General features: G+C 53.3%; 20 protein-coding genes and 1 tRNA gene. 8 read left to right on the forward strand and 13 right to left on the reverse strand.

Annotated elements, in window-relative coordinates; genetic code table 11:
* Position 1: 1 nt before the first annotated feature.
* Positions 2-1075 carry an alpha/beta hydrolase gene (locus MUG09_RS00495; RefSeq protein WP_244772624.1) on the reverse strand — a complete coding sequence of 358 codons (1074 nt, stop codon included), beginning with the start codon at positions 1073-1075 and terminating at the stop codon, positions 2-4.
* A 268-nt stretch (positions 1076-1343) separates the two neighbouring features.
* On the opposite strand from MUG09_RS00495, the gene MUG09_RS00500 reads away from it, so the two are divergent.
* Positions 1344-3533 carry a DUF4954 family protein gene (locus tag MUG09_RS00500; RefSeq protein WP_244772625.1) on the forward strand — a complete coding sequence of 730 codons (2190 nt, stop codon included), beginning with the start codon at positions 1344-1346 and terminating at the stop codon, positions 3531-3533.
* On the opposite strand, the gene MUG09_RS00505 is transcribed toward MUG09_RS00500, so the two are convergent.
* The 12 genes from MUG09_RS00505 to MUG09_RS00560 form a co-directional block, all read right to left on the reverse strand.
* On the reverse strand, positions 3487-4467 hold the full coding sequence (locus MUG09_RS00505) for an HAAS signaling domain-containing protein (protein ID WP_244772626.1): 981 nt from the start codon (positions 4465-4467) through the stop codon (positions 3487-3489). The two genes, MUG09_RS00500 and MUG09_RS00505, sit on opposite strands and share 47 nt — an antisense overlap.
* Positions 4460-4804, reverse strand: coding sequence for a PadR family transcriptional regulator (locus tag MUG09_RS00510; RefSeq protein WP_244772627.1), 345 nt, complete (start codon positions 4802-4804; stop codon positions 4460-4462). Before MUG09_RS00510 ends, MUG09_RS00505 begins: the two co-directional genes overlap by 8 nt.
* A gap of 595 nt (positions 4805-5399) precedes the next feature.
* Positions 5400-5472: transfer RNA gene (locus tag MUG09_RS00515), tRNA-Ala, on the reverse strand.
* A 41-nt stretch (positions 5473-5513) separates the two neighbouring features.
* Positions 5514-7118 (reverse strand): CTP synthase, encoded by a 1605-nt coding sequence (locus tag MUG09_RS00520; protein ID WP_244772628.1) that lies wholly within the window; start codon positions 7116-7118, stop codon positions 5514-5516.
* 21 nt (positions 7119-7139) lie between these two features.
* On the reverse strand, positions 7140-7709 hold the full coding sequence (locus tag MUG09_RS00525; RefSeq protein ID WP_244772629.1) for an ANTAR domain-containing response regulator: 570 nt from the start codon (positions 7707-7709) through the stop codon (positions 7140-7142).
* 11 nt (positions 7710-7720) lie between these two features.
* On the reverse strand, positions 7721-9001 hold the full coding sequence (locus MUG09_RS00530) for a glutamine synthetase family protein (RefSeq protein WP_244772630.1): 1281 nt from the start codon (positions 8999-9001) through the stop codon (positions 7721-7723).
* 16 nt (positions 9002-9017) lie between these two features.
* Positions 9018-9743: a GltB/FmdC/FwdC-like GXGXG domain-containing protein gene (locus tag MUG09_RS00535; protein ID WP_244772631.1), complete on the reverse strand. Its 726-nt coding sequence runs from the start codon at positions 9741-9743 to the stop codon at positions 9018-9020.
* On the reverse strand, positions 9740-10972 hold the full coding sequence (locus tag MUG09_RS00540) for an NAD(P)/FAD-dependent oxidoreductase (RefSeq protein WP_244772632.1): 1233 nt from the start codon (positions 10970-10972) through the stop codon (positions 9740-9742). Before MUG09_RS00540 ends, MUG09_RS00535 begins: the two co-directional genes overlap by 4 nt.
* 1 nt (position 10973) lies before the next feature.
* Positions 10974-11402 (reverse strand): 4Fe-4S dicluster domain-containing protein, encoded by a 429-nt coding sequence (locus MUG09_RS00545; RefSeq protein WP_244772633.1) that lies wholly within the window; start codon positions 11400-11402, stop codon positions 10974-10976.
* Between the two features lie 10 nt (positions 11403-11412).
* Positions 11413-12918, reverse strand: coding sequence for a glutamate synthase-related protein (locus MUG09_RS00550; RefSeq protein ID WP_244772634.1), 1506 nt, complete (start codon positions 12916-12918; stop codon positions 11413-11415).
* Complete coding sequence (locus MUG09_RS00555) at positions 12887-14038, reverse strand: class II glutamine amidotransferase (protein ID WP_244772635.1); 1152 nt, start codon at positions 14036-14038, stop codon at positions 12887-12889. Before MUG09_RS00555 ends, MUG09_RS00550 begins: the two co-directional genes overlap by 32 nt.
* Before the next feature lie 185 nt (positions 14039-14223).
* On the reverse strand, positions 14224-14535 hold the full coding sequence (locus tag MUG09_RS00560) for a helix-turn-helix domain-containing protein (protein ID WP_244772636.1): 312 nt from the start codon (positions 14533-14535) through the stop codon (positions 14224-14226).
* Between the two features lie 363 nt (positions 14536-14898).
* Here MUG09_RS00560 and MUG09_RS00565 point away from each other — a divergent pair, with 363 nt between their 5' ends.
* The 7 genes from MUG09_RS00565 to argC all read left to right on the forward strand — a co-directional run bounded on the left by MUG09_RS00565 (position 14899) and on the right by argC (position 22967).
* Positions 14899-16992 (forward strand): glutamine synthetase III family protein, encoded by a 2094-nt coding sequence (locus MUG09_RS00565; protein ID WP_244772637.1) that lies wholly within the window; start codon positions 14899-14901, stop codon positions 16990-16992.
* 61 nt (positions 16993-17053) lie between these two features.
* Positions 17054-18022, forward strand: coding sequence for a sensor domain-containing diguanylate cyclase (locus tag MUG09_RS00570; protein ID WP_244772638.1), 969 nt, complete (start codon positions 17054-17056; stop codon positions 18020-18022).
* On the forward strand, positions 18022-20028 hold the full coding sequence (locus MUG09_RS00575) for an HD domain-containing phosphohydrolase (protein ID WP_244772639.1): 2007 nt from the start codon (positions 18022-18024) through the stop codon (positions 20026-20028). The genes MUG09_RS00570 and MUG09_RS00575 overlap by 1 nt, the downstream gene beginning before the upstream one ends.
* 61 nt (positions 20029-20089) lie before the next feature.
* A complete protein-coding gene (locus MUG09_RS00580) occupies positions 20090-20743 on the forward strand; it encodes a cytidylate kinase-like family protein (RefSeq protein WP_244772640.1) in 654 nt (217 codons plus the stop codon).
* On the forward strand, positions 20740-21108 hold the full coding sequence (locus MUG09_RS00585; RefSeq protein ID WP_244772641.1) for a hypothetical protein: 369 nt from the start codon (positions 20740-20742) through the stop codon (positions 21106-21108). The genes MUG09_RS00580 and MUG09_RS00585 overlap by 4 nt, the downstream gene beginning before the upstream one ends.
* 33 nt (positions 21109-21141) lie before the next feature.
* Entirely contained in the window at positions 21142-21828 is a 687-nt protein-coding gene (locus MUG09_RS00590) for a GNAT family N-acetyltransferase (protein ID WP_244772642.1), read from the forward strand.
* Between the two features lie 98 nt (positions 21829-21926).
* A complete protein-coding gene (gene argC, locus MUG09_RS00595) occupies positions 21927-22967 on the forward strand; it encodes an N-acetyl-gamma-glutamyl-phosphate reductase (protein ID WP_244772643.1) in 1041 nt (346 codons plus the stop codon).
* Positions 22968-22975: the final 8 nt, after the last annotated feature.

Here is a 22975-nt window from a genome sequence, read left to right on the forward strand (position 1 = left end):
TCTAACCTATCTGTACATCCATATAATGTTTACTCTGCTTCTTAATTTTCTTCAGTTCACGGTTCTGTGAGCGTGCCCATTCTTTACGGCTGATCAAGGCTACCTGTTCGACCGGCCTTCCTCCGATGAACTGGATGATCGCGCACTCGGTCTCCTCTGTTCCTGTCGCCTTGGGATAGTTTATGAAACCGTGAACGGTTTTCTTGACCTCCAGGTATTTGACCGGGGTGTCCGCCGAAGCGAGGGCATCGGCATAGAGCATGCCGTCATCGTGCAAGGGGTCGAACTCGGCTCCGATGATCAGTGTCTGGGGAAGCCTGCTGTGGTCCTTGCCCAGAAGAGGAGAGAAGCTGGGATTGAGAATGTCCTTCGGTTCGCGCTGGTAGTTGTTGATGAAGAAGGCCATCTGCTTGTCGGTCAGCGTCGGAGAATCCTTGTACTTTTCGTAGCTCTGGGTGCGCATGCGCCCGTCGGTGACCGGATAGAGAAGGACTTGGCCTGCGATGGCCGGACCTTTGCGGTCGCGCGCCAATCGGCTTACCACTGCGGCAAGGTTCCCTCCGGCGCTGTCGCCCACCAGATAGATGCGGTCGGGATCGGTTTTCCAGTATCTGCATCCCGATGCAGCCCATAGCAGCGTGTCATAACAGTCCTCCACTGCGGTGGGGAACTTGTATTTGGGGGCCAGGCGGTAATCGACCGAGAGCACTGCCGCCCCGGTTATGTCGGCCAGATGTGCGCAGAGGAAGTTGTACAGGTCCATGTTACCCCAGACCCAGCCCCCGCCGTGGTAGAAGATGATCAGGGGGGTCAGGTCGCTGATGCCCCTCGAGCCTTGTCGTTCAAAGAAATATCCTGTGACCATCCCATCGGTGACGGGGATGATGAAGGTTTTGGTCGCAATGTTTCTCGCACTCTTGCCAAGAAGTTTGCGGATCAGGATATTGTTGGGAATCGATATATCGTTCAGCTCCTCGATGCGTTTGGGAGTCAGCCCTTCAGGATCGCTAATTGCGACCTTGTTTATCAGGGCGACCAGCCGTTTCATCCTCGGAGACAAGTCATAGTCAGCCATAGTGGACACATCGTAGTATATCCAGCTTCAGCGCGCAAGTCGCTTGCAGGGAACCAGCAGTGATTTTTGCATACAGTATGCATCCTTTGGTGCTGCACCTTCCAGCCGGTGGAAGCGTATTTTCATGGTTTACAAGGAGAAATCAAATATGTTATGTATGAATAAGTCTTGCATACACGAAAAATCCTGTCATGCCGGACCGACTTTTTTCAACGTCGGCTGGCCTTGATTTCTTGTGCAGGAGCATAGGTGTTGCTATACTTATGCAATGAATGACAAAGTAATCACCCTCGACCAAACACGGTTCGGCTACGATTTCATTACGGCTCCCTTTCTTCCCGCAGGAAAGGATGAGTACTACATCAGAGACCGACAAAACAAGCGCCTCAGCTCTTCATATCGGAAGCTGACCAAAACAGAAATCAAGAGCTTGGAGGAGAACCTCAACTCCTCACCGTGCTGGAACGATGTCCTGGTTACCGACCCCTTCGACCCTTCGTTGATTCGCAACAGCGAGTTCTACGGCCTGATCCGTATCGGGAAAATGGATAAGAGCATTGTAAGCTTTCATGATTTCAGTGTGCCGGTCGGTATTGCCAACAGCCGCATCGTCAGTTGCGATATCGGCGACCATTGCGCCATTCTCGATTGTGCCTACCTCAGCCACTACATCATCGACCATCATGTCATTCTCTACCGCATCGGGGAGATGCAGACCACCAACCATGCCAAGTTCGGCAGCGGCATTCTCAAGGAAGGCGAGGATGAGGATGTGCGCATCACCATCGATATCATGAATGAGGCGGGAGGCAGGACCATCCGCCCCTTCGATGGCATTCTTCCTTCCGATGCTTTTTTGTGGGGTACCTACCGTGACGACCAGGCTCTGATGCGCACATTCGAAGAGCTTACCGAGAAAACGATGGACAATCGCCGCGGATATTACGGGTATGTGGGGGAGCAGTCGGTCGTCAAGTCCTGCGATACCATCAAGGATGTCTGGATCGGCCCCGGTTCCTATATAAAAGGTGCGAATAAACTGAAGAATTTGATGCTGCGCTCCACACTTGCCGAACCGGTACAAATCGGAGAGGGCGTAGAGTTGGTGAACGGAATCATCGGTTCAGGGTCCCGCATCTTCTACGGTTGCAAGGCGATCCGCTTCATCATGGGGGATAACTGCAACCTCAAGTATGGAGCGCGCTTGATCCACTCCTTCCTTGGGGACAACTCGACGGTCAGTTGCTGCGAGCTCTTGAGCAATCTGGTGTTCTCCGGCCATGAACAGCACCACAACAACTCCTTCCTCATTGCCAGCCTGATTATGGGGCAGTCGAACATGGCCGCCGGGGCAAACATCGGCTCGAACCACAACAGCAGGGGAAACGACGGGGAGATGGTTGCCGGCAGGGGCTTCTGGCCGGCTCTTTCCAGTACCCTCAAGTACGACTGCAAATTTGCAAGTTATGTCCTGATAACCAAGGGAAACTATCCTCATGAGCTGAATATTGCGCTTCCATTCAGCCTGCTCAGTGCCGACACCAAGGAGAGCCGCCGCGTCGTGATGCCGGCCTACTGGTGGATGTACAACCTCTATGCCTTGGAGAGAAACAGTTACAAGTACCGCAAGCGGGACAAGCGCAAGGTCATCCGCCAGCACATCGAAACCGAGTATCTGGCACCCGATACGGTCAATGAGATCTTCCATGCGTGCGATCTGCTCTGCCTTTGGGTGGCCCAGAATTTCAACAGGGCCCATGCCTCCAACGAGGAACAGAAGAACCTGATTCGTATGGGAAAGGAGTTGATACTGAACAAAGCCTCTGAAGTAAGCTCGCTTCATGTCTATGCCTGGGGTCTTGAGAACAGCAATGAACCGGTGGAAATCCTAAAGGTGGTGGAAGCGTATCAAGCCTATCAGGAGATGTTGCTGTACTACGGGGTGAAGACTCTTTCGGCGTACTGTCTCGCCACAGGGCAAAGCATCGCCTCTTTCCAGGAAAAAGAGTCGATCCGGCGTGAGGATTGGTTGAATGTAGGCGGCCAGCTTGTTCCTGCAAGCCGGGTGGAGACATTGAAAGCCGACTTGAAAGCCAAGGTCGTCACCAGTTGGGATGAGGTTCACCAAATCTACGAGACTTGGTTTGCAAGCTATGAAGAGGATCGGGCAATTCATGCGCTGGCTACGCTCTACCAAGCCCTGGGCACGAAGCAGGTCAACAGCGGGCAGTGGGAGGACTTGGTAGAGGAAGTTGTAAGGATTCGGCTGCATATAGAGAATCAGGTGTTCAAGACCAAGGAGAAGGATTTCAACAATCGCTTCCGCGAGAGCACCTATCGAAACCTTGCCGAGCGTGATGCCGTCCTTGGCAGCTTGGATGACAATCCATTCATCCAGGAGTCTCGTCAGATCACCGAACAGGTGCTTTCCCAGATTCGTTCGGTCTCGTTCGCCTGAAGACGGTATAGGCATCATCGCCGAGGCTGATCAGGGTGAGGATCAGCAGCACGACGCATGCAGCCTTGACGATGATCTGCCATTGATTGATGTTGCCGGAAAAGAAGGCCAGGAAGTCGGGGTTGTAGATATGCCATCTGGTACTCAGGAAGATGAAGTAGCATAGTCCCAAGAGGTCTGCCACTGCACTGATGACGAACAGCTGCGTGCTCCAGACTTTTTTGGCGAACTTGATTACCGCAACGCAGAATGTCAGGATTGTGGTGATCATCCAACCGATGATATAGGGCTTGAGAGCGGAAGAGACGAAAAGGGGAATGGGGCCTGCTCCCTTGCGATAGATGGCGATAAGATCCGATCGGCTGTACAACACGATCAAGAGCACGAAGAAAATGGAGAGACCTACCATGTCACCGATGCTGTCGCTCTTCTTGATGCGCCGAGTGGGCGCTTGTTCAAGGGAGTGCAGGGCTTTGAGGTTCCACTCCTCCAATTCAGTATTGACCTGATAGTAAGACATGATGGCAAAGGTGATCGTGACCCAGAGGAATGCTCCTGAAAGGCCAGAGAATACCGATGCCAGCACCTTGGATATCATTACTCCGATGGAGGTTGGCTCGGAGGCGAAGAACAGCGAGACAAAGGTGATGACCATGGTGACCAGAGCGACCACCAGGCTTACAATCTTAAGGACCATAAGGTACAGATCGAAAGTTTCAGGACCGATGAGATAGCGTTCCTTGCCCCGATACTGCCTTGCAAGGGTTGCAGGAGAGCCGAGAGCGAGCAGTGTTTCTTCGATTTTCCCTGTTGAGTCATCGCCTGCAAGCATATCCTGAATATTCGCTTCAAGTTCCAACGCTACGTCTTCCCTCTCTTTGACAGGAAGATGCCGTACTGTTTCCTCTACATATCGTACAATGAGATCATGCATGTGATTCCTCCTCAAGTAGTGTGGCGATTTGTGAAGTCTGCTCCCTCCACGCGGCGGCGAGGTCGCTGAGCAAGGACCTTCCCTTGTCGCTCAATGCGTAGAATTTCCTCGGTCTGGCTTCGCTGGTGTCCCAGCTGCTTTGCAGAAGGCCTTGGCTTTCCAGCCGGCGAAGCAACGGGTAAAGCGTATTTGCCTCGATGGCAATCTGCTTGTCACAGAGCACCTGCAACAACGAATACCCATACTGGGGCTCTGTGAGCTGACTCAGTACACACAATGTCAGCGTTCCTCGCTTCAGTTCGGTGATCAGATTGGTGAGAATCGGGTCTTCTTTCATAATTCAACAATAATGTATGACACACACTATTGTCAAGAACAAAGCATACCCGACAGAAAGAAAAAATTGACGGGTCCTCCCTTCAGTGGTACGATGAGGTTGTGGTGGCGAAGAAGGGGAATAACCGAAGGAAACAACCCTGAGTAGCCAAGGAACCCTCCAGGGCGGAGGGTTTTATTATGCTTGATGACGTTTGCAGCAAAAGCTTCATAAAACAAGTACTAAAACATTTGTTGAAATAGAGTAACGGCCTATGATCAAAATCATATGATTGTATTGTGTTTCTCCGCTTGCTGTATGTTGAGATTCCCTTAACCATCCAGGTAGCTACAGGTGACATCGATGAGATGCCCGAGCCTGCCTCAGACGATGTTTTTAATGCACTCTAGCCTGCGGTTTGGGGTTCCACCAACGATTGGTGCATCCGGATCACCAGAAGCGTGGGGGATGCCTTTGGTGTGCGTATTGCAGCGCTTTCCCATACGTGGGACGATGCGGATGCATTGCAAGTCATACAGGACTTCGTGAGCTTAATGAGTAGAAAGTAGCACCATACAAGGACACCCGTCTTCCTGATTGGAAAACGGGTGTTCTCTGGAGCCAAAGGGACTCGAACCCTCCACCTACTGATTGCGAACCAGTCGCTCTACCAGATGAGCTATGGCCCCTGGATTTGCATACACAAACCTACAGCAGAGCGGCAAAACTGTCAACTCGTAAGGCCCAGTGAAGAAGCAATGAAAAGACTGAAAAGCGGATGCGGCCTGTTCGGTCGGCTCTTGAATTCCGGATGATACTGCACACCAACGAAGAACGGATGGTCTCTCAGTTCCACCGCCTCCACCAGTGTACCATCCGGGCTTGTACCGCTGATGACCAGGCCCTTGTCGGTCAGGCTTTGGCGGAAGTCGTTGTTGAACTCATAGCGGTGGCGGTGACGCTCAGCGATGATCCGCTCGCTGTGGTAGGCTTTGCTTAGGTTGGTATCATCGGAAATCACGCAGGGATATGTTCCCAGCCTCATCGTTCCCCCTTTGGGGATGTTTCCGCGTTGGTCGGGCATCAGGGCGATGACCGGATGGGTGGAGGCGGGATTGAACTCGCTGGAGTGTGCATCTCTATACCCCAGGATGCTGCGTGCATATTCAATGACCGCAATCTGCATACCTAGACAAATACCCAAATAGGGAATCTTATGCTCCCTGGCATAGCGGGCGGCAAGAATTTTGCCCTCGATGCCGCGGTCTCCGAATCCTCCGGGAACCAGGATGCCATCGGCCTTTGCAAGGAGGTCATGTGCCGAGTTTTCGTTGACCAGCTCACTGTCGATCCAGTCGATATGTACCTGGGAGCCCAAGGCCCACGAGGCGTGCTTGAGTGCTTCCATAACTGAAAGGTAGGCGTCATGCAGTTGGATGTATTTGCCGACCAAAGCAATTCTCACGTGGTTTTTTGCTGCTTTGATGGTAGTAAGCATAGCTTCCCATTCAATCAGGTCGGGCTCTTTGGTGGTGAGGTTGAGTTCCCTGCAGACAATGGTGTCCAACTGCTCGTCATGGAGCATGAGAGGAGCTTCATAGAGAACCGGAACTGTCTTGTTTTCGATGACACAGTCACGCTTCACATTGCAAAAGAGGGCGATTTTGTCCTTGATGCTCTGCTCCAACGGCTCATCGGAGCGGGTGACGATGATATCGGGGAAAATACCGGAAGCCATAAGTTCCTTGACCGAATGCTGGGTGGGCTTGCTCTTGTGCTCGGCGCTGCTCTTAAGGAAGGGAACCAAGGTAACGTGGATGAAGAGGCAGTTCGTACGTCCGACTTCGTGGCCGATCTGCCTGATCGCCTCCAAAAACGGTTGGCTTTCGATGTCACCGGTGGTTCCTCCGATCTCGGTTATCACCACATCGGCCTCTGTCTTCTTGGCCAATGAGTAGATGGCGTCCTTGATCTCACCGGTTACGTGCGGAATGATCTGCACCGTAGAGCCCAGGTATGCACCGCTGCGCTCCTTGGTCAAGACATTCCAGTACACCCTGCCGCTGGTCAGGTTGGAGAACTTGTTCAAATCCTCATCGATGAACCGCTCGTAGTGTCCCAAATCGAGGTCGGTCTCCGACCCGTCCTCGGTGACGAACACCTCCCCGTGCTGGTAGGGACTCATCGTTCCCGGGTCGATATTCATATAGGGATCGAGTTTCTGCGCCGCGATTTTCAGTCCCCTTGCCTTGAGCAGCCTTCCTAAGGATGCTGCCGTTATTCCCTTGCCAAGGCCCGAAACGACCCCGCCAGTCACAAAAACATGTTTGGCCATATGCTCTCTCCTCATACTCTCTTACATCTGATACGTTTTCAAAATCAGGGAAGCGACATCATATCTGCTCTTGCGCAGATCCATCGCCTGCTTCTCAATGTGGCGGTGCGCCTGATTCTCATCCATTCCCAAGTTCTCGATCAAAGCCCATTTGGCGCGGTCGATGAGCTTGATCTCTTCAATCTTGCGATGAAGCTTCTCGTTCTCGTTATGCATCGCAGAGATTCGTTTTCGCATTGACATGCCCAGGCTCAGGGCTTGGAAAAACATCTGGCGGATGACCGGTTTGGAAACCACCAGAATTCCTTGGTCGCAGTACAGCGATTGTTCCTGTTCAAAATACTCGGCTTTCACCACCAGAATCGAGGTGGCGAGACTCTGCTGCGTTACCATGACGGCAAGCTCTTCACCCGACTCATCGAGCAGGGGTGCATTGACTATGACCAAGTCCAATTCAGAGTCAAGAATGATGCGCCTCGCCTGGGATGCACTCTGGCATTTGGTGATGTCGACCCGTCTCTCATGTTCTACGATGAGATTACACAGGGATTCACATCCCTTTTCGGTCGGCGAAACCACCAGTACGCGCATCACTGAACCCCCTAGGTAGTCAAGAAGAAGGGGAAGCGGCTGGCAAGGTTTTTGTCGCCGGCATCCTCGTAAGCACGCCAGTCGGCGAGCTTGGCCTCCAAGAAATACTCGAGCAGTCGCTTGGGAACAATCGAAGAGACAAACTCGCTGTTCTTTGCCAGTTCGATGGCATCGAACAGCGTCTCCGGCAGTGTTTTTCCACTCTGTTTCTGATAAGCCGAACCCACATACTCCTCAGAAGGAACCATATGGTTCTGAATCCCTTCCAACGCCGCATTGAGCAGCAACGTGATGGCCAGATAGGGATTGCAGGCAGGGTCAGCCGAGCGGACCTCGATTCTCCGATATTCAGGACTTGATTGGGGAAGCCTGATCAGCAGTGAGCGGTTCGCCCTACCCCAGCCGATATAGCGTGGAGCCTCAAAGCAGCCCAGCCTCTCATATGAGTTGACCAGAGGATTGAGGAACAGGGAAATCTCATTGATGCGGTTCAGGATGCCGGCGGTCATCTGCTGCTCAAGGACCCTGCTTTGCTTTCCTTCCTGAGTGATGGAGAGATTGATATGCAGTCCGCTGCCGCTCTCTTGGGCGAGTGGTTTGGGCATGAACGAGGCAAACAACCCGCTTCGGTCGGCGATGGTTTTTACCACCGACTTGAAAGTGATGAAGTTGTCCGCCGCCTCCAAGGGCGAGCCGTACTTGAAGTCGATCTCATGCTGGCCCGGACCTGATTCATGGTGGCTTCGTTCGGTATAAAAGCCCATCTGCTCGAGGGTCAAACAGATTTCACGCCTGACGTTCTCCCCCTTGTCCAGAGGTGCCACATCCAGGTAGGAGCCCCTGTCCATCGGTTGGAACGAAGGATGCCCCTCGTCGTCCAGCTTGAACAGATAGAACTCGCACTCAGGCCCGACTCCAAACTGGTAGCCCTGGAGGGCGGCTTTCTGCACCGTCTCTGCAAGCAGGGACCTTCCATCCCCCTCGAAAGGAGTTCCATCGGGGCGCTTGATGGAGCAGAAGAAGCGTACAACCCGGCCCTGGGCCGGTCTCCAAGGGAGAATAGAGAGGGTGGAGGCGTCGGGAAAGAGCAGCAGGTCACTCTCATCCACCTGCAAAAATCCCTTTACAGCCGATGCATCGAAGGAGATGCCACTGGTAAAAGCCCGGTCCAATTCATCGGCGGAAATGGAAATATTCTTGATCTGACCAAAGATGTCACAGAACACAAGGCGCACGAAGCGTACATCCTGTTCCTTGATGAAGGTCATCACTTCGCTATGGGTATTGGTCATTTGTAACCTCCCTCTCTCAAACATGGGTGTATAACATCCTATAAGGTGTCGCAGAGTTCGCCTGCAGTATAAAAAAGTGGGACGCAAGCAGCTGCTGCTTGTCAAAGGAAAAAATCGCGCAATACTCATCCAGAAGTTCGCTCAGCACTTCCTTGTCGCCGTCCACCGCATCTCGGGCGGAAACCTGCTTGGGCAGGCTCACCGGAAGTGTATCACAGCGAAGATACATTATTCCACCGTGCATACCCGTTCCGCAGAAATATCCTACCGGAGGTTTTCCCTCCTGGTTACGTCCCAGTACAATAATCGTTCCCCCTGCCTGATATTCTCCCAGGAAGCTTCCCGCCCTGTCGCCGATGATCAGAAGCGGTTGTTTCTCCTGGTACGCTTTCATATGGATGCCCGAACGATAGCCCGAGCTGTCGCGGATGTAGATGGCACCTCCGCGCATCGCATAGCCCGTTCCATCACCACAACTGCCATGGATGATGATTTTACCATCATTCATGGTATCGCCGGTGGCATCCTGGCCATTCCCATGAACGGTGATCGTCCCCCCATCCAGAAAGCATCCCAGGGCGTTGCCGGCCGTTCCATTGATGAACAGCTGCTTGTCAGCGAGGGCCGAGCCGATATACCGCTGCCCGGTCGCCCTTTCGATTGTTATCTGGTCATCATCCGTGTCTCTGATGGCCTTGTTCAAGGCTTCGTACTCCATGAAGCCTGCAGGTATGGTTGTCATACTGGCCCTCCCAAGTGCAGTTGCCGTACATTCTTTGCGAAAGCCATCAAGAGAGGCTCCTCGCAAATAAGGGTGAAATCGAGTGAATCAAGTTCGACTCTATTGCGGATCATCGCCGTGTAGATACCGGCTCTCTTGCATGCTTCCCCTATCAAGATGCACCCGACCAGATGATTGTCCTTGACGAACAAGCGCTTGTATCCTTCCTGGCAGGCAATCAAGTGGGACGTTCCCTCGTACCGTCCTACGGTGATAAGGTGCAGACCCATAAGTGAAAGGGCATTCATGGCGACGGCCCTGTCAAAGGAAGCTTCGCCTCCGGCCATATTGGTTCCGGCAGTCTCTCCTTGGAGGTATGCATTGGGAAGCAGGGCAAGCACCGCCTTTTGGCCGCTTATCATCTCAGGCCCTTCGGTGCAGTCGCCTGCAGCAAAGACATCTGCATCGCTGGTTCTTCCCCCCTCGTCTACGAGAATGCCGCGATTGACATCGAGGCCTGCTTCTTTGGCCAGTTGGATGTTCGGCTTGACTCCCACGGCGATGACCAACAAGTCGAAACCAATGACGCTGCCGCTTTGCAGCAAGGCTTCGTTGGCGGTGCATTCACGGATGCTGTCGCCCAAAAAGAAGCGAAGACCCTGCTCTTGGAGGTGTTTTCGAACCTGCTCGGAGGCAGCATCATCGAGCACACTCATCAGAACCCTCGGTGCGAGATCCACCACACTGACCGAATGCACCTTGTCAATGATTGCCTCGGCACATTTAAGGCCGATGAGTCCTGCACCCAGAATGAGGACGCGGCTCTCTTTTCTCAAATGAGCCTGCAGGCGCTTGGCTTCATCAAGGGCGAGGAAGGTGAAGCAGTTCTTCACCTCCTCCAGTCCTTTGATCGGGGGGATGAAAGGAGAAGAGCCGGTTGCCAAGAGCAGTTTGTCATAGGCAAGGACTGCTTCGGAATCGAGAAGAACAGTCTTCTTCTCCTTGTCGATGCTTGTTGCACGAATACCCTGCAGTACCGTCACCGAGTTCTCTTCATAAAAGGCGGCGGCGCGATAGGCCAAACGGGCTTCATCGGTCTTTCCCTGCAATAAGTAGGAGATCAGGGGCCGGCTGTAGCACGGGTGGTTCTCCTCTCCGATTACAGTGATCGGTCCCTCCGTATCAATGGTCCTGATAGCCTCGATGCAGGCGGTGCTTGCTATGGAATTCCCTATCATTACGTAGTGCATATCAACGCTCCTCGAAGACGATGGCCTTGTTGGGACAGCCTTGGATGCAGGCAGGCTGTCCTTGTGAATTGGTGGTGCAAAGTTCGCACTTTTGCATCACTCCCTCCACAGCCGGTGTCAAAGCCCCGTAGGGGCAGGCCATGATGCAGGAATAACACAGGACGCAACGACTTTGGTCGATGACGATCACCCCGTCCTTGCTCGTTATCGCCCCGCCGATGCAACTTTTGACACACAGCGGCTCGGTGCAGTGACGGCAGTTGACGGCAAAGCTGATGGCCCCGCGTTGTTCGACGGTGATTCGGGCCTGGATTTGTTTGTCTTTCAATGCCTTGACCATATCCTTCACACCCGAATTGGCATACGCGCAGTAGTACTCGCACAGGTGGCAGCCCAGACACCACATTTCATTGACATAGATGCGTTTCATGGTTTGCCTCCTATTGGCCGGCATGTGCTATGCCGAGAATCTTCAGCTCGGTCTCGTTCAGGCCGATGCCTCTGAGCATCAGGCGATTGCCACGAAGCGCCTCGATGCTGTTGATGCCCATGCCTCCCATCATCTCCTTGATCTCATGGTTCCATGCGGTGAGGAGATTGACCAGATGATTGCTTCCCACCTCTGGGTTAAGTCGCTTCACCAGCTCGGGATTCTGCGTAGCGATACCCCAGTTGCACTTGCCGCTGTGGCACGTACGGCACAGATGGCAACCCAAGGCGATCAAGGCGCTGGTGGCGATGTAGATTGCATCGGCTCCCAGGGCGATGGCCTTGATGACATCGCTGCTGCTACGGATCGAGCCTCCCACGACCAAGCTGACGTTGCCCCTGATGCCCTCTTGGCGCAGTCTCTGGTCGACACTGGCCAGTGCCAATTCGATGGGGATGCCGACATTGTCACGAATCCGGGCCGGAGCAGCACCTGTGCCTCCGCGAAACCCATCGATGGCGATGATGTCCGCACCGCTGCGGGCGATGCCGCTGGCGATGGCCGAGATGTTATGCACCGCTGCTACTTTTACAATGACCGGCTTGGTGTAACGGGTCGCTTCCTTGAGGGCGTAGACGAGCTGTCTCAGGTCCTCGATGGAGTAGATGTCGTGATGGGGTGCAGGACTTATGGCATCGGCATGCAGGGGGATCATGCGGGTGGCGGAGATGTCCTCTCCAATCTTTGAACCCGGCAGGTGCCCTCCGATACCCGGCTTGGCTCCCTGTCCCATCTTGATCTCAATCGCCGCCCCGGCGTTCAGGTACTCGGGGTGTACACCGAAGCGGCCCGAGGCAACCTGGACGATGGTATTCTTTCCATAGTGATAGAAGTCCTTGTGCAGGCCCCCTTCGCCGGTGTTGTAGAAGGTGCCCAGTTCGCTGGCCGCCATGGCAAGACTCTTGTGGACGTTGTAGGAGATCGAGCCGTAGGACATGGCACTGAACATGATCGGGATATCGAGCTTCAATTGTCCTGACGAATTGGGTATGATTCGACCTTCTGCATCCCGGCTGATTTTGGAGCTCTTCCTTCCCAGGTAGGTCCGTGTTTCCATAGGTTCGCGCAGCGGGTCGATGGAAGGGTTGGTCACCTGACTCGCATTGATCAGCATCTTATCCCAGTACACCGGATAATCCTTTGGTGTTCCCATGGAGGCCAGCAGTACTCCTCCGGTTCCTGCCTGACGGTAGATGTCCTCGATGACCTCCGTCTTCCAGTTTGCATTCTCCTTGAAGATGTGGTCGGTCTTTACAATCTTCAGGGCCCGGGTGGGGCAGAGGGAGACACAGCGATGGCAGTTGACGCAGAGGCTCTCATCGGCAGTCATGCGTTTCTTATCCTCGTCGTAGTGATGCACCAAATTGGCACACTGCCGCTCGCAGACCCGACAGGTGATGCACCTGTCCTGGTTGCGCATAATCTCAAAGGGCGGATACAGGTAGTTGATGCCCATGTGCTTCTCCTTCTTGCATGCTGTCCAAGGTGACGATGACCGCTTTTCCTCCGCTGGGATACCAGAGTCGGTCGGGATCGGGTTCAATGACCCGGATTGCTGCTTCCTCACTGGCCAGGTAGACCCTGTCTCCCTTTTCGGCGGCCACCAGGCTGCGCAGCTTGAGTCGATCGTTGAGGGCCATGAGACCGCCGTTGAAACCAAGGATGATCGAGAAAGGCCCGGTGATGAGCATGCTGGCGAAAGTGTTGCGCAGGTATGAGTACTCTTCGCGCTCCTTGGGCTCCTTTTGTTCGATTGTCGACCAGAAGGGGGCGGCGAGTACGTGGGAGACCTCTTCGAGGGTGAGACCCATCCTGCGGTGAAGATAGTCGATCATGTAGGTGATGACCTCGGTATCGGTCTGCAGCGTGCATGAATAGCCGTACATTTCTATATGTCGGCGGTTTGCATCGTAACTTGAGATCTCACCATTGTGCACCACACTGTAGGAGAGCAGACTGAAAGGGTGGCTACCGCCCCACCAACCAGGAGTGTTGGTGGGGTAGCGGCCGTGAACTGTCCAACTATAGCCTTCGTATTCGTCAAGCATGTAGAACTCGCCTACATCCTCGGGGAATCCGACGGCCTTGAAGACCCCCATGTCCTTGCCCGAGGAGAAGACATAGGCACCTTCGATTTCCCGGTTTATACGGATGACGCACCGGGCGGTATACTCATCCTCGTCCAACTGGCTGAAGGAGAGCTTGGTGGGAAGTGCGGTTACAAAATACCGCCAAATGAGGGGCACATCGGTGATGGCCGGATGCTTCTTGGTAGGAATCTTGGAGAGATTGATCAAGTCGAAGTGTTCTTCCAGGAACTCCTCGCATGTGCGTTTTGCCTCGGATGAGTAGTAAAAGATGTGCAAGGCCGTATAGTCCTTGTACTCGGGATAAATCCCATATCCTGCAAATCCTCCTCCCAGTCCGTTGCTTCTGTCGTGCATGACCGAGATGGAGGTGATGGCCTCTCGTGCCGAGAAGCGCTTGCCGCTGCGGTCGATGATGCCGCTGATGGCGCATCCGCTTGGTATACGGACCTCTCCTTCCAAAGGCATTCGCTGGTGATAGCCGTCCATGGTGTGTACTCCCCGGGAATGAAAAAGGCGTCCACCATCGATAGCTTGCTCATGAAGCTACCGTTGGTGGACGCCTTTGTCCCTGTGGTAATTTTGCACAGTGTATCCAAGAAAAGGGAGTTTGTCACGGGGGTGGGAGAAATTTGTCCGATTGCAAAGCTACAGTGATGTATGGAATGGGTTTCCTACCTCTTCGAAGCCCGCTTTCCTACAGGCAATGCAAGGTCCTGCAATTTCCTTCCCAGAATGTCGTCCTTTGCGATGAGAAGAATATCATCCACCATTCCGATGGCAAGCAGGACCTGCACATAGGCACCCATCGAAACCGATGGGGATCCTTTTTCTACAGCCCAGAGTGTCGCTCTGCTGATGCCGGCACGCTCGGCTACCAGTTCAACAGGCAGACTTCTTCTGAGGCGGGCAAGTTTAATTTGATATCCCATTGTTTCAAGCTTGGCCGCGACGCTTGGAAGCAGGACGACTGTTTTCTGTCCCATGTGGGTAATATAGGGGTGATAGTATGTATACGCAAGTCTTATTGTTTATATTATTGAACAAAATAGTGAATAAGTCTTATAATTTAAACATTATCAACTAACAATCTATAGCTGTTGTTACGAGTCCATCCTCTTGAGGTGAAAATCCGACGCACCCTAGTTGACAGCAATCGGCTCTTGGGTGTACAAAGTGCCATCAGCAAAGGCGCTGTAGTCCGTTATGGGCTACAGCGCCTTTCTCTTTTTCCGGCATATATGTCGGAATTGGGTTGGTGGGCACCTCCTTTTCTGGCGGCCGAACGGTGACAAGGCCAGGAGGGGAGTGTGCCGAGAACCCGTGAGAACCACCACAGGAGGCAGTATATGACAGAACGTGTTGATCAGTATTTCGGGAGCATGGTGTTCGGCGATAGAATGATGCGCGAATATCTGGCTAAAGATACCTATCGTGAGTTGAAACAGACCATCCGCGAGGGCAAGGAGCTTGACATCACCATAGCCAACCAAGTCGCCCATGCCATGAAGGAGTGGGCATTGAGCAAAGGTGCAACCCATTTCACCCATTGGTTCCAGCCCATGACGGGAATCACCGCTGAGAAACACGAGAGCTTCATCTCCCCTGCAAAGGACGGCTCGGCCCTGCTTGAGTTCAGCGGCAAGGAGCTCATCAAGGGTGAGCCCGATGCTTCCTCCTTCCCCTCCGGAGGGCTCAGGGCCACCTTCGAAGCACGGGGATATACCGCCTGGGACCCCTCAAGCTATGCCTTCATCAAGGAAAACACCTTGTGCATCCCCACCGCCTTCTGTTCCTACAGCGGTGAAGTATTGGATAAGAAAACGCCGCTGTTGCGTTCCATGGAGGTCATCAGCACCCAGGCCTTGAGAATTCTCAAGCTTTTCGGAAAGACAGAAGTGAAACGGGTGGTGACCACCGTCGGACCCGAACAGGAGTACTTTCTCATCGATAAGAGCCTGTACCTCAAGCGCAAGGACTTGATTCATACCGGTCGAACCCTCCTCGGCGCACGGCCTCCCAAAGGACAGGAGCTGGAAGACCACTATTTCGGCAACCTCAAGAGCCGTGTTTCGGCCTTCATGCGTGAGTTGGATGAAGAACTGTGGAAGCTCGGCATCCTTGCAAAAACCGAGCATAACGAAGTCGCCCCCAGCCAGCATGAACTCGCCCCCATCTTCACCACCAGCAACCTCGCCGTCGACCACAACCAGCTGACCATGGAGATGATGAAAAAGACTGCCGACAAGCATGGCTTGGTCTGCCTGCTGCATGAAAAACCGTTTGCCGGGGTGAATGGATCAGGCAAGCACAACAACTGGTCCATCTCCACCGATACCGGGATCAACCTGCTGGAACCCGGGGACAATCCTAAGGACAATGCCCAGTTCCTGCTCTTTTTGGTCGCTGTCATTGCAGCGGTTGATGAGTATCAGGATCTGCTGAGGGTTTCTGTTGCCAGTGCCGGCAACGATCACCGACTCGGTGCCAACGAAGCACCGCCTGCAATCGTCTCCATGTTCCTGGGTGAAGAGCTCACCAACATCCTGGACTCCTTGGCCGACGGCACCGACTGCCCCTGCAAGGCTCCCTCGTCGATGTTGCTGGGAGTGAACCTGCTGCCTCCACTGCCCAAGGATACCACCGACCGAAACAGGACCAGCCCGTTCGCCTTTACCGGCAACAAGTTCGAGTTCAGGATGCTGGGCTCCTCCTTCTCCGTCAGCGGTCCGAACTTTGTGCTCAATACCATCATCGCCGACAAGCTCTCCCTCTTCGCAGATCAACTGGAGAACGAGCAGGATTTCTCCTGCGCCCTTTCCAAGCTGGTCAAGGAGACCTATCAGAAGCACCGCAGGATTGTCTTCAACGGGAACAACTATGCCCAGGCTTGGGTGGAGGAAGCCCAGAAACGGGGCTTGTCGAACCTCAAGTCCACCGTTGACGCCCTTCCGGCCTTCATCTCCAGAAAAAGCATCGACCTTTTCTCCAAGTTCGGCGTACTCAACGAGACGGAGATCCACAGCCGCTATGAGATTGTGCTTGAGAACTATTGCAAGACGATCAACATCGAGGCTCTTACCATGACCGACATGGTTCGCAAGCAGATTCTTCCCGCGCTCAGTTCCTTCAGCGGCAGTCTGGCCCGCTCTGCACAAGACAAACTGGCCCTGGTTCCTGCTCTCACCCTCTCGTACGAGAAGTCTACCGTTGCCTCTTTGAGCAGATTGGCCGACAGCCTCGACTCTGCTGTGGTTGAACTTGAGAAGCGGGTGGTCGATGCGCGTATGCTCAGTGAAGTACTGCAGGCCGCACGGTATTACCATGATGAAGTGCTGCCTGCCATGGCCGAAGTTCGGTCGCTCAGCGACTGTGCCGAGCTCTTAATGGGTGAAGCCTCCTATCCGATACCCACCTACGAACAACTGCTGTACTCCGTATAACCGAAAGGACTCCTCCTAGGTTTGGGAACCCCTCGCAAAATCGAGGGGTTCCCTGTTGTCGATGGGCAAATTCATGGTAGAGTATGGGTGTTCCCACCTTGGAGGCAGGATGTATCAGGAGAATCTTTCCGAGCTGCTTTACTCATTGTTCAACACCATTCCCGATCCATTTATGGTCATCGGCGAGGATGGTACGTACCTTGAGGTGTTCGGAGGAACCGAGCGAAGCCTTTATGATGATGGAAAACCGATGCAGGGTAAGAATATTTATGAGTTCATGCCCAAGGAGTTTGCCGATTTCTACATGCAGCAGGTACACCATACCCTGGAAATGAACTGCCTCAACTCGTTCGATTATCAACTTGAGACAGACAAGGTAATCCTCCCTGAATTCAATGGACCGGGAGGAACCCAGTGGTTTGAAACCAGGATGTTTCCGCTTAAAACACCATATAAGGGTCAGCGTGCGGTTACTGCACAAATCATCAACATCACCGAGCGACGAAACCTGCATAAAAAATTGCGAGAGCTCTCCTACGTCGACCCGCTGACAGGTCTTTACAACCGTCGATATTTTCTTGAACGGGTGAGAATCCATCTGATGGAGAAGGGCAGGGCCCACATCATGCTCTGTGACATCGACCGGTTCAAGGGGGTGAATGACCGGTATGGCCACCTCGCCGGTGATGCCGTTTTGAAGGAATTTGCCAATATTACCAAGCAAGTGTTGAAGCACAACCATGCCATTGCCCGCTTGGGAGGTGATGAGTTTGTCATGGCCCTGACAGACCTGACCGACGAGGAGGCGGTTGCGATGGGCGAACAGTTGAGAAAACAGGTGGAAGCGACGCCGTTCCATTACCAGACCCAGGTGCTTTCGATTCAGATCAGCGTCGGCATAGCAAAGCTCAGCTATGAGGACCTTGAGAAAAGCGAATTGATCGCCGATGCCGACCGCGCCCTCTATCAAGCGAAGGCTGGTGGAAAAAATCGGGTCTGCTTGTTCAACGATGGAACAAGGGGGTTGTGATGTTCAATATCCTGTTCAATATCGCCCTGCTTCTGGCTCTTACCATCTTCTTCGCAACCTATCCGTTTCGTGATCTGAAGCGCCTCACTTCCCATAAGGTATTGGTTGGTGTGACCATCGGCGTTGTTGGCATTCTGGTCATGCTCAATCCCCTTACGCTCTATGAAGGGGTTATCTTTGATTCGAGAACCATTCTGCTGACCGTCTCGGGTATGGTGTTCGGCCTTCTGCCGACAGCCATCGGAGCGGCTATGATGGCAATCTATCGGCTGATGATCGGCGGCGGGGGCATCTACACCGGCCTTACAACCATTCTTCTCAGTAGTGTGATAGGGGTGTGGTGGCACAAAAAGCGCTACCAGAAGGTACTGAAGAAGCATGAACACTTTGGGTTGGAGTACTATCTGATAGGTGTAATCACCCATGTGGGTATGCTGCTGGCCACGCTTCTCATGCCGTCTGATATACGCAGGACGGTAGTCGCAGTCATGGCTTTTCCCGTCTTGGTAATCTATCCGGTGGGAACCTACCTGCTCAGCCTGTTGCTCTTCAGCCAAGCTAGGCGCGTTGTCTCCTTAACCGAGCTTGAAAAGAGTGAACGATTGTTCAAGACCATGTTCGAGGAAGCTCCGATCGGCATGTCCCTCACCGACCTTGAGACCGGCAGGATCGAGAACATCAACCAAAGCTATTCCGATATGCTCGGATACACCAAAGAGGAGCTGCTGGGAAGAAAGTGGGAGGATTTCACCCATCCTGAAGATAAAGAACTCAGCAAAGCGGCTACTGCCAGTCTGCATGAGCAGACGAATGGTCCCCTTTCGCTGGACAAGCGATTCATCCGCAAGGATGGGCAGATACTCTGGGCCAACCTCTCCCTCTCAATTTTTACCACCAGGGATACGGAAAAGACCGAGTCCTTGTGTATGACCGTCGATATCACCGAACGCAAGCACTATGAGCAGAAGATTCTGTATGCCTCAAACCACGATGCCCTGACCGGCTTATACAATCGTGTTCACTTTGAGGAGTATGTGCGTGATATGCGAATCCCTGACGATCAGGTCCTGACAATTGCATTCGGGGATGTGAACGGACTGAGAATCCTCAACGAGGCGTTCGGCCGTGAAGAAGGCAACCGCCTGCTCGTTCGTATAGCACGGATTCTGCAGAGGCATCTGAGTCAGGACGACTACGTCAGCCGTGTGGGAGGCGATGAGTTCGCCTTGTTCTTCTTTCAACGCACTCCTGATCAGATTGAAACCATTCTTGGCAAGGTGGCCGTCGACATTGCCTCCCTTGAGATGATGGGGTCTGTCGTTCCCTCAATGAGCTTCGGGCTCTCTTCTTTGAGCGCCTCCCAGGGCAACATCAACGAAGCGATCAAGCAGGCGGAGAAGGACCTGGCTACGCGAAAACTTGTCGACAGTCCTCATACCCAAGGCAAGGCCGTCTATGCAATCATCAACACCCTTCATGAGAAGAACAAACGGGAGGAGAATCACTCTCGACGCGTAAGCGAGTTGTGTGAACGCCTTGCCAAGGCCTACGGAATGGGTGATATGGCTGCCAGTGAACTCAGGCTCGTAGGCCTTTTGCATGACATCGGCAAAATCGCCATTCCTGAATCCATACTCAACAAGGAGGGCAGACTGACCGCCGAGGAATGGAAGGAGATGAAACGCCACGCAGAGATCGGATACCGCATTCTCAACTCCGTCGAGGATATGGCAGGTCTTGCCCAGTATGTGCTGGCCCATCACGAGCATTACGACGGCAACGGCTATCCAAAGGGTCTCAAAGGAGAAGAGATTCCCCTGCAGTCGAGGATTATCTGCATAGCCGATGCATATGATGCCATGACGGCCTCCCGCCCGTACCGCAAGACGGTGACCGCCGAACAGGCGGCTTCTGAAATCAAGCGGTGCAGCCGGACCCAATTCGATCCAGCGCTTGTAAAGGTTTTCATCGAGGATGTGTTGGCTTTAGACTACGAGGGCGTGTAGGCAGTTTCCTTGACAGCTGGTAATTTCAAGTATACCATGAAAATACCAGAAGGGGGTGCCTATGGGAGTCATTACTGTTTCCCGTCAGATTGGCAGTGAGGGAACCTTCATTGCCAAACGGGTTGCCGAACAACTGGGTTTGTCCTGTATTGACAAGGAGGACATCGAGAAGGTCATGCATGCCTACGGCTTCAGTGCCTTCGAAGAAGTGTACAACACACGTCCCGGTTTTTGGGAACGCTTTGATTTGCAACGTACAGCGACGATTGACTTTCTTCTTACCGCCATGCGTGCCTTTGCAAAGGTTGGCAATGTGGTACTGCTCGGCCGCGGAGGATTCGGCCTGTTCCAGGGATATACCGACATTCTCAACATTCGCCTGAGGGCTCCGCTTGCAGTACGGCTTGAACGCAAGCAGAAGGAGTATGGATCAACCGACCAGGAGGCCCGAAAGGCTATGATCGAGCAAGAGCTGATCCGAACCAGCTTTGTGCAGACGGACCTGCAGTACAACCAGAATGATGCCGCACTTTTTGACCTTGTCATCGATACCTCCATCGTTCCTCCTGAAACTGCAAGCCTGTGGATTTGTGATGCCTATCGACAGTTGATGAAGAATCCCCGCATCGACGCAAAGCACACCCGTGCCGACCTGGTGGTGGACGATGTACTGCTTAAACTGGTGACCACCATGCTGGGAAGGAACGAGACATGAAAACGCAAGGCGGGGCAAAAGCATTTCTGCTGATAGGAACGCTGCTCTTGGCGATGGTCCGGCTTTCTCCCTTTGTATTCTCGGTGATATCGCTCATTGTCAATTCTGAACCCGTCTTCGATTACTTGATGACAGCAGAATTGGGCTTTGTCGCCATCATCGCCCTTTTGTTTCTCATGGTGGGAACCTTTTTGGCGAAAGGTCCTTTCATGCTCTTCGTCGTGAGTTCGGTTGTATCAGTCGTCTCATTGGTCATACTCATGCTGCTCTCCGACCCTCCCATGTTCCTCGCGGTTTCTGTGTTGATTCTCTACAACCTGTCGTTGGTTTCGCTGTTGTTGCATGGAGTCCTCAGCTTGAAGTGACAATCCTTGCGTGATTGTTGTAAACTGTGGAGCATGGATATCGTTTCATTCTTACAGGAAAAAGGGGAGATCACCTACATCGATCTCATCGAGCCGCTGCGCGAGGGGACTGCCGAGGTGCTCCTTGCCTCCGAAGCGGGAGTGTTGATTCGCATCAATGGCAATACGCTCTGCTCTGCCTTGTTCGACGAGTGCTCCCTCCCGGATTTTGCACGGCACATGATTGGCAGCAATCACGCCATCTGTGTGCATGATGGTCCTTTGGTTGGGTATCTGAAAGAGAAGGGCTTGGTCTATCACCTTGGCTGTGTCCAGGCGGTCTACACCAGCAAACAGAAATGTACGCTCTCCTCACAGTTCTCCATCCAGATAGTGGGGCCTGATGACCTGAACATTGTCCTTGAGCACTACAAGCATGCCGACAAAGAGTACATTACCGACCGGGTGGCCTCTGGTTGCATGAGAAAGGCGGTGGTCGACGGCCGGCTTGCCGCCTTCATCGGGCGGCATGCCGAAGGAACGATCGGCATGCTGCAGGTTTTGCCCGATTTCCGAAGAAGGCACATCGGAGAGGAGCTGGAAAAAGCCTACATCAACCTGTTGCTTGAGGAAGGTCGTACTCCCTACTGTCATGTGGATACGAATAATGCAGCCTCCCTTGCATTGCAGAAAAAGCTTGGAATGAGCTTCTCACAAGAGATTGTTCATTGGTTTAATTAATATTTATACATAATCTTCTGAAATTATATGCATAGATACTGGTCAAGCAAGGGAATTTCTGTATAATTATACCACTATTGTAAGAAGTGGAGGATGATATGCTGCAATGCGGAGTAATTGGTGCTACAGGATATGCAGGATCGGCCCTGGTGTCCCTGCTGGCCGCTCACCCCAAGGTTGAGATCACCTACCTGGCTTCCCACTCGTATGCAGGCAAGCGTTTTTCCGATATCTATCCATCGCTGAAAGGTGCATGCGACCTGGTTCTGCAAGAGGAGGATGTGCAGGAGGCGAGCAAGCTCTGTTCGGTTCTCTTTCTTGCGCTTCCCCATGGACTGGCAAGCAGCAAGATCACCGAGGAGATTCTCAGCCGATGCATCATCATCGATCTGGGGGCGGACTACCGCCTCAAGGACAGCAGCGTCTATGAGTCATGGTACAAGACGGAGCACGGCAGCAAGTCTCTCTTGGAGCAGAGTGTCTACGGCTTGTGCGAGCTGCATCGTGATGCGATAGTGAATGCCAACCTGATCGCCAACCCCGGTTGCTATACCACGTGCTCCATCCTCACCCTCGCCCCTCTTTTGGCTGAAGGCCTCGTCGATCCCACCAGCTTGATCATCGACAGTGCAAGTGGAGTAAGTGGAGCGGGACGCAGCGAAAAGATCGATTCGCTGTTCTGTGAATGCAACGAATCCTACAAGGCCTACGGGGTGACCAATCACCGTCATACCCCTGAGATCGAGCAGGAGCTGAGCTTGATTCTCGGATCCGATGTGTTGGTGCAGTTCACCCCCCACTTGGTTCCGATGAACCGAGGCATCCTGTCCACCTGTTATGCAAATCTCAAGGCCGGGGTGAGCGAAGCCGATATCGAATCTGCCTACCACAAGCACTATGGCAATGAGCCCTGCATCCGCCTCATGGGCTCCTCTCTTCCTGAGACCCGTTTTGTACGGGGGACCAACATCTGTGCGATCGGATGGAAGTTCGATGCAAGAACGAGGCGCGTCATCGCCATCGGATCGATTGACAATTTGATCAAGGGCGCCGCAGGTCAGGCGGTGCAGAACATGAATATTCGGTGTAATTTTGAGGAGACCCTCGGTCTTCCGCTCTTTGTGAGCAACCCCCTCTAGGAGGCGTG

This window comes from Sphaerochaeta associata, assembly GCF_022869165.1.
GTDB classification, from domain to species: domain Bacteria; phylum Spirochaetota; class Spirochaetia; order Sphaerochaetales; family Sphaerochaetaceae; genus Sphaerochaeta; species Sphaerochaeta associata.

Bases quoted from the DNA above. Each gene is read 5' to 3' on its own strand.
- MUG09_RS00525 (WP_244772629.1), bottom strand. From the start codon at position 7,709: ATGCGCGTACTGGTGGTTTCGCCGACCGAAAAGGGATGTGAATCCCTG.
- MUG09_RS00565 (WP_244772637.1), top strand. From the start codon at position 14,899: ATGACAGAACGTGTTGATCAGTATTTCGGGAGCATGGTGTTCGGCGAT.
- MUG09_RS00530 (WP_244772630.1), bottom strand. From the start codon at position 9,001: ATGACCAATACCCATAGCGAAGTGATGACCTTCATCAAGGAACAGGAT.
- MUG09_RS00535 (WP_244772631.1), bottom strand. From the start codon at position 9,743: ATGACAACCATACCTGCAGGCTTCATGGAGTACGAAGCCTTGAACAAG.
- MUG09_RS00575 (WP_244772639.1), top strand. From the start codon at position 18,022: ATGTTCAATATCCTGTTCAATATCGCCCTGCTTCTGGCTCTTACCATC.
- MUG09_RS00510 (WP_244772627.1), bottom strand. From the start codon at position 4,804: ATGAAAGAAGACCCGATTCTCACCAATCTGATCACCGAACTGAAGCGA.
- MUG09_RS00495 (WP_244772624.1), bottom strand. From the start codon at position 1,075: ATGGCTGACTATGACTTGTCTCCGAGGATGAAACGGCTGGTCGCCCTG.
- MUG09_RS00580 (WP_244772640.1), top strand. From the start codon at position 20,090: ATGGGAGTCATTACTGTTTCCCGTCAGATTGGCAGTGAGGGAACCTTC.
- MUG09_RS00545 (WP_244772633.1), bottom strand. From the start codon at position 11,402: ATGAAACGCATCTATGTCAATGAAATGTGGTGTCTGGGCTGCCACCTG.
- MUG09_RS00560 (WP_244772636.1), bottom strand. From the start codon at position 14,535: ATGGGACAGAAAACAGTCGTCCTGCTTCCAAGCGTCGCGGCCAAGCTT.
- MUG09_RS00590 (WP_244772642.1), top strand. From the start codon at position 21,142: ATGGATATCGTTTCATTCTTACAGGAAAAAGGGGAGATCACCTACATC.
- MUG09_RS00550 (WP_244772634.1), bottom strand. From the start codon at position 12,918: ATGGGCATCAACTACCTGTATCCGCCCTTTGAGATTATGCGCAACCAG.
- MUG09_RS00520 (WP_244772628.1), bottom strand. From the start codon at position 7,118: ATGGCCAAACATGTTTTTGTGACTGGCGGGGTCGTTTCGGGCCTTGGC.
- MUG09_RS00555 (WP_244772635.1), bottom strand. From the start codon at position 14,038: ATGGACGGCTATCACCAGCGAATGCCTTTGGAAGGAGAGGTCCGTATA.
- MUG09_RS00505 (WP_244772626.1), bottom strand. From the start codon at position 4,467: ATGCATGATCTCATTGTACGATATGTAGAGGAAACAGTACGGCATCTT.
- argC (WP_244772643.1), top strand. From the start codon at position 21,927: ATGCTGCAATGCGGAGTAATTGGTGCTACAGGATATGCAGGATCGGCC.
- MUG09_RS00570 (WP_244772638.1), top strand. From the start codon at position 17,054: ATGGGCAAATTCATGGTAGAGTATGGGTGTTCCCACCTTGGAGGCAGG.
- MUG09_RS00500 (WP_244772625.1), top strand. From the start codon at position 1,344: ATGAATGACAAAGTAATCACCCTCGACCAAACACGGTTCGGCTACGAT.
- MUG09_RS00540 (WP_244772632.1), bottom strand. From the start codon at position 10,972: ATGCACTACGTAATGATAGGGAATTCCATAGCAAGCACCGCCTGCATC.
- MUG09_RS00585 (WP_244772641.1), top strand. From the start codon at position 20,740: ATGAAAACGCAAGGCGGGGCAAAAGCATTTCTGCTGATAGGAACGCTG.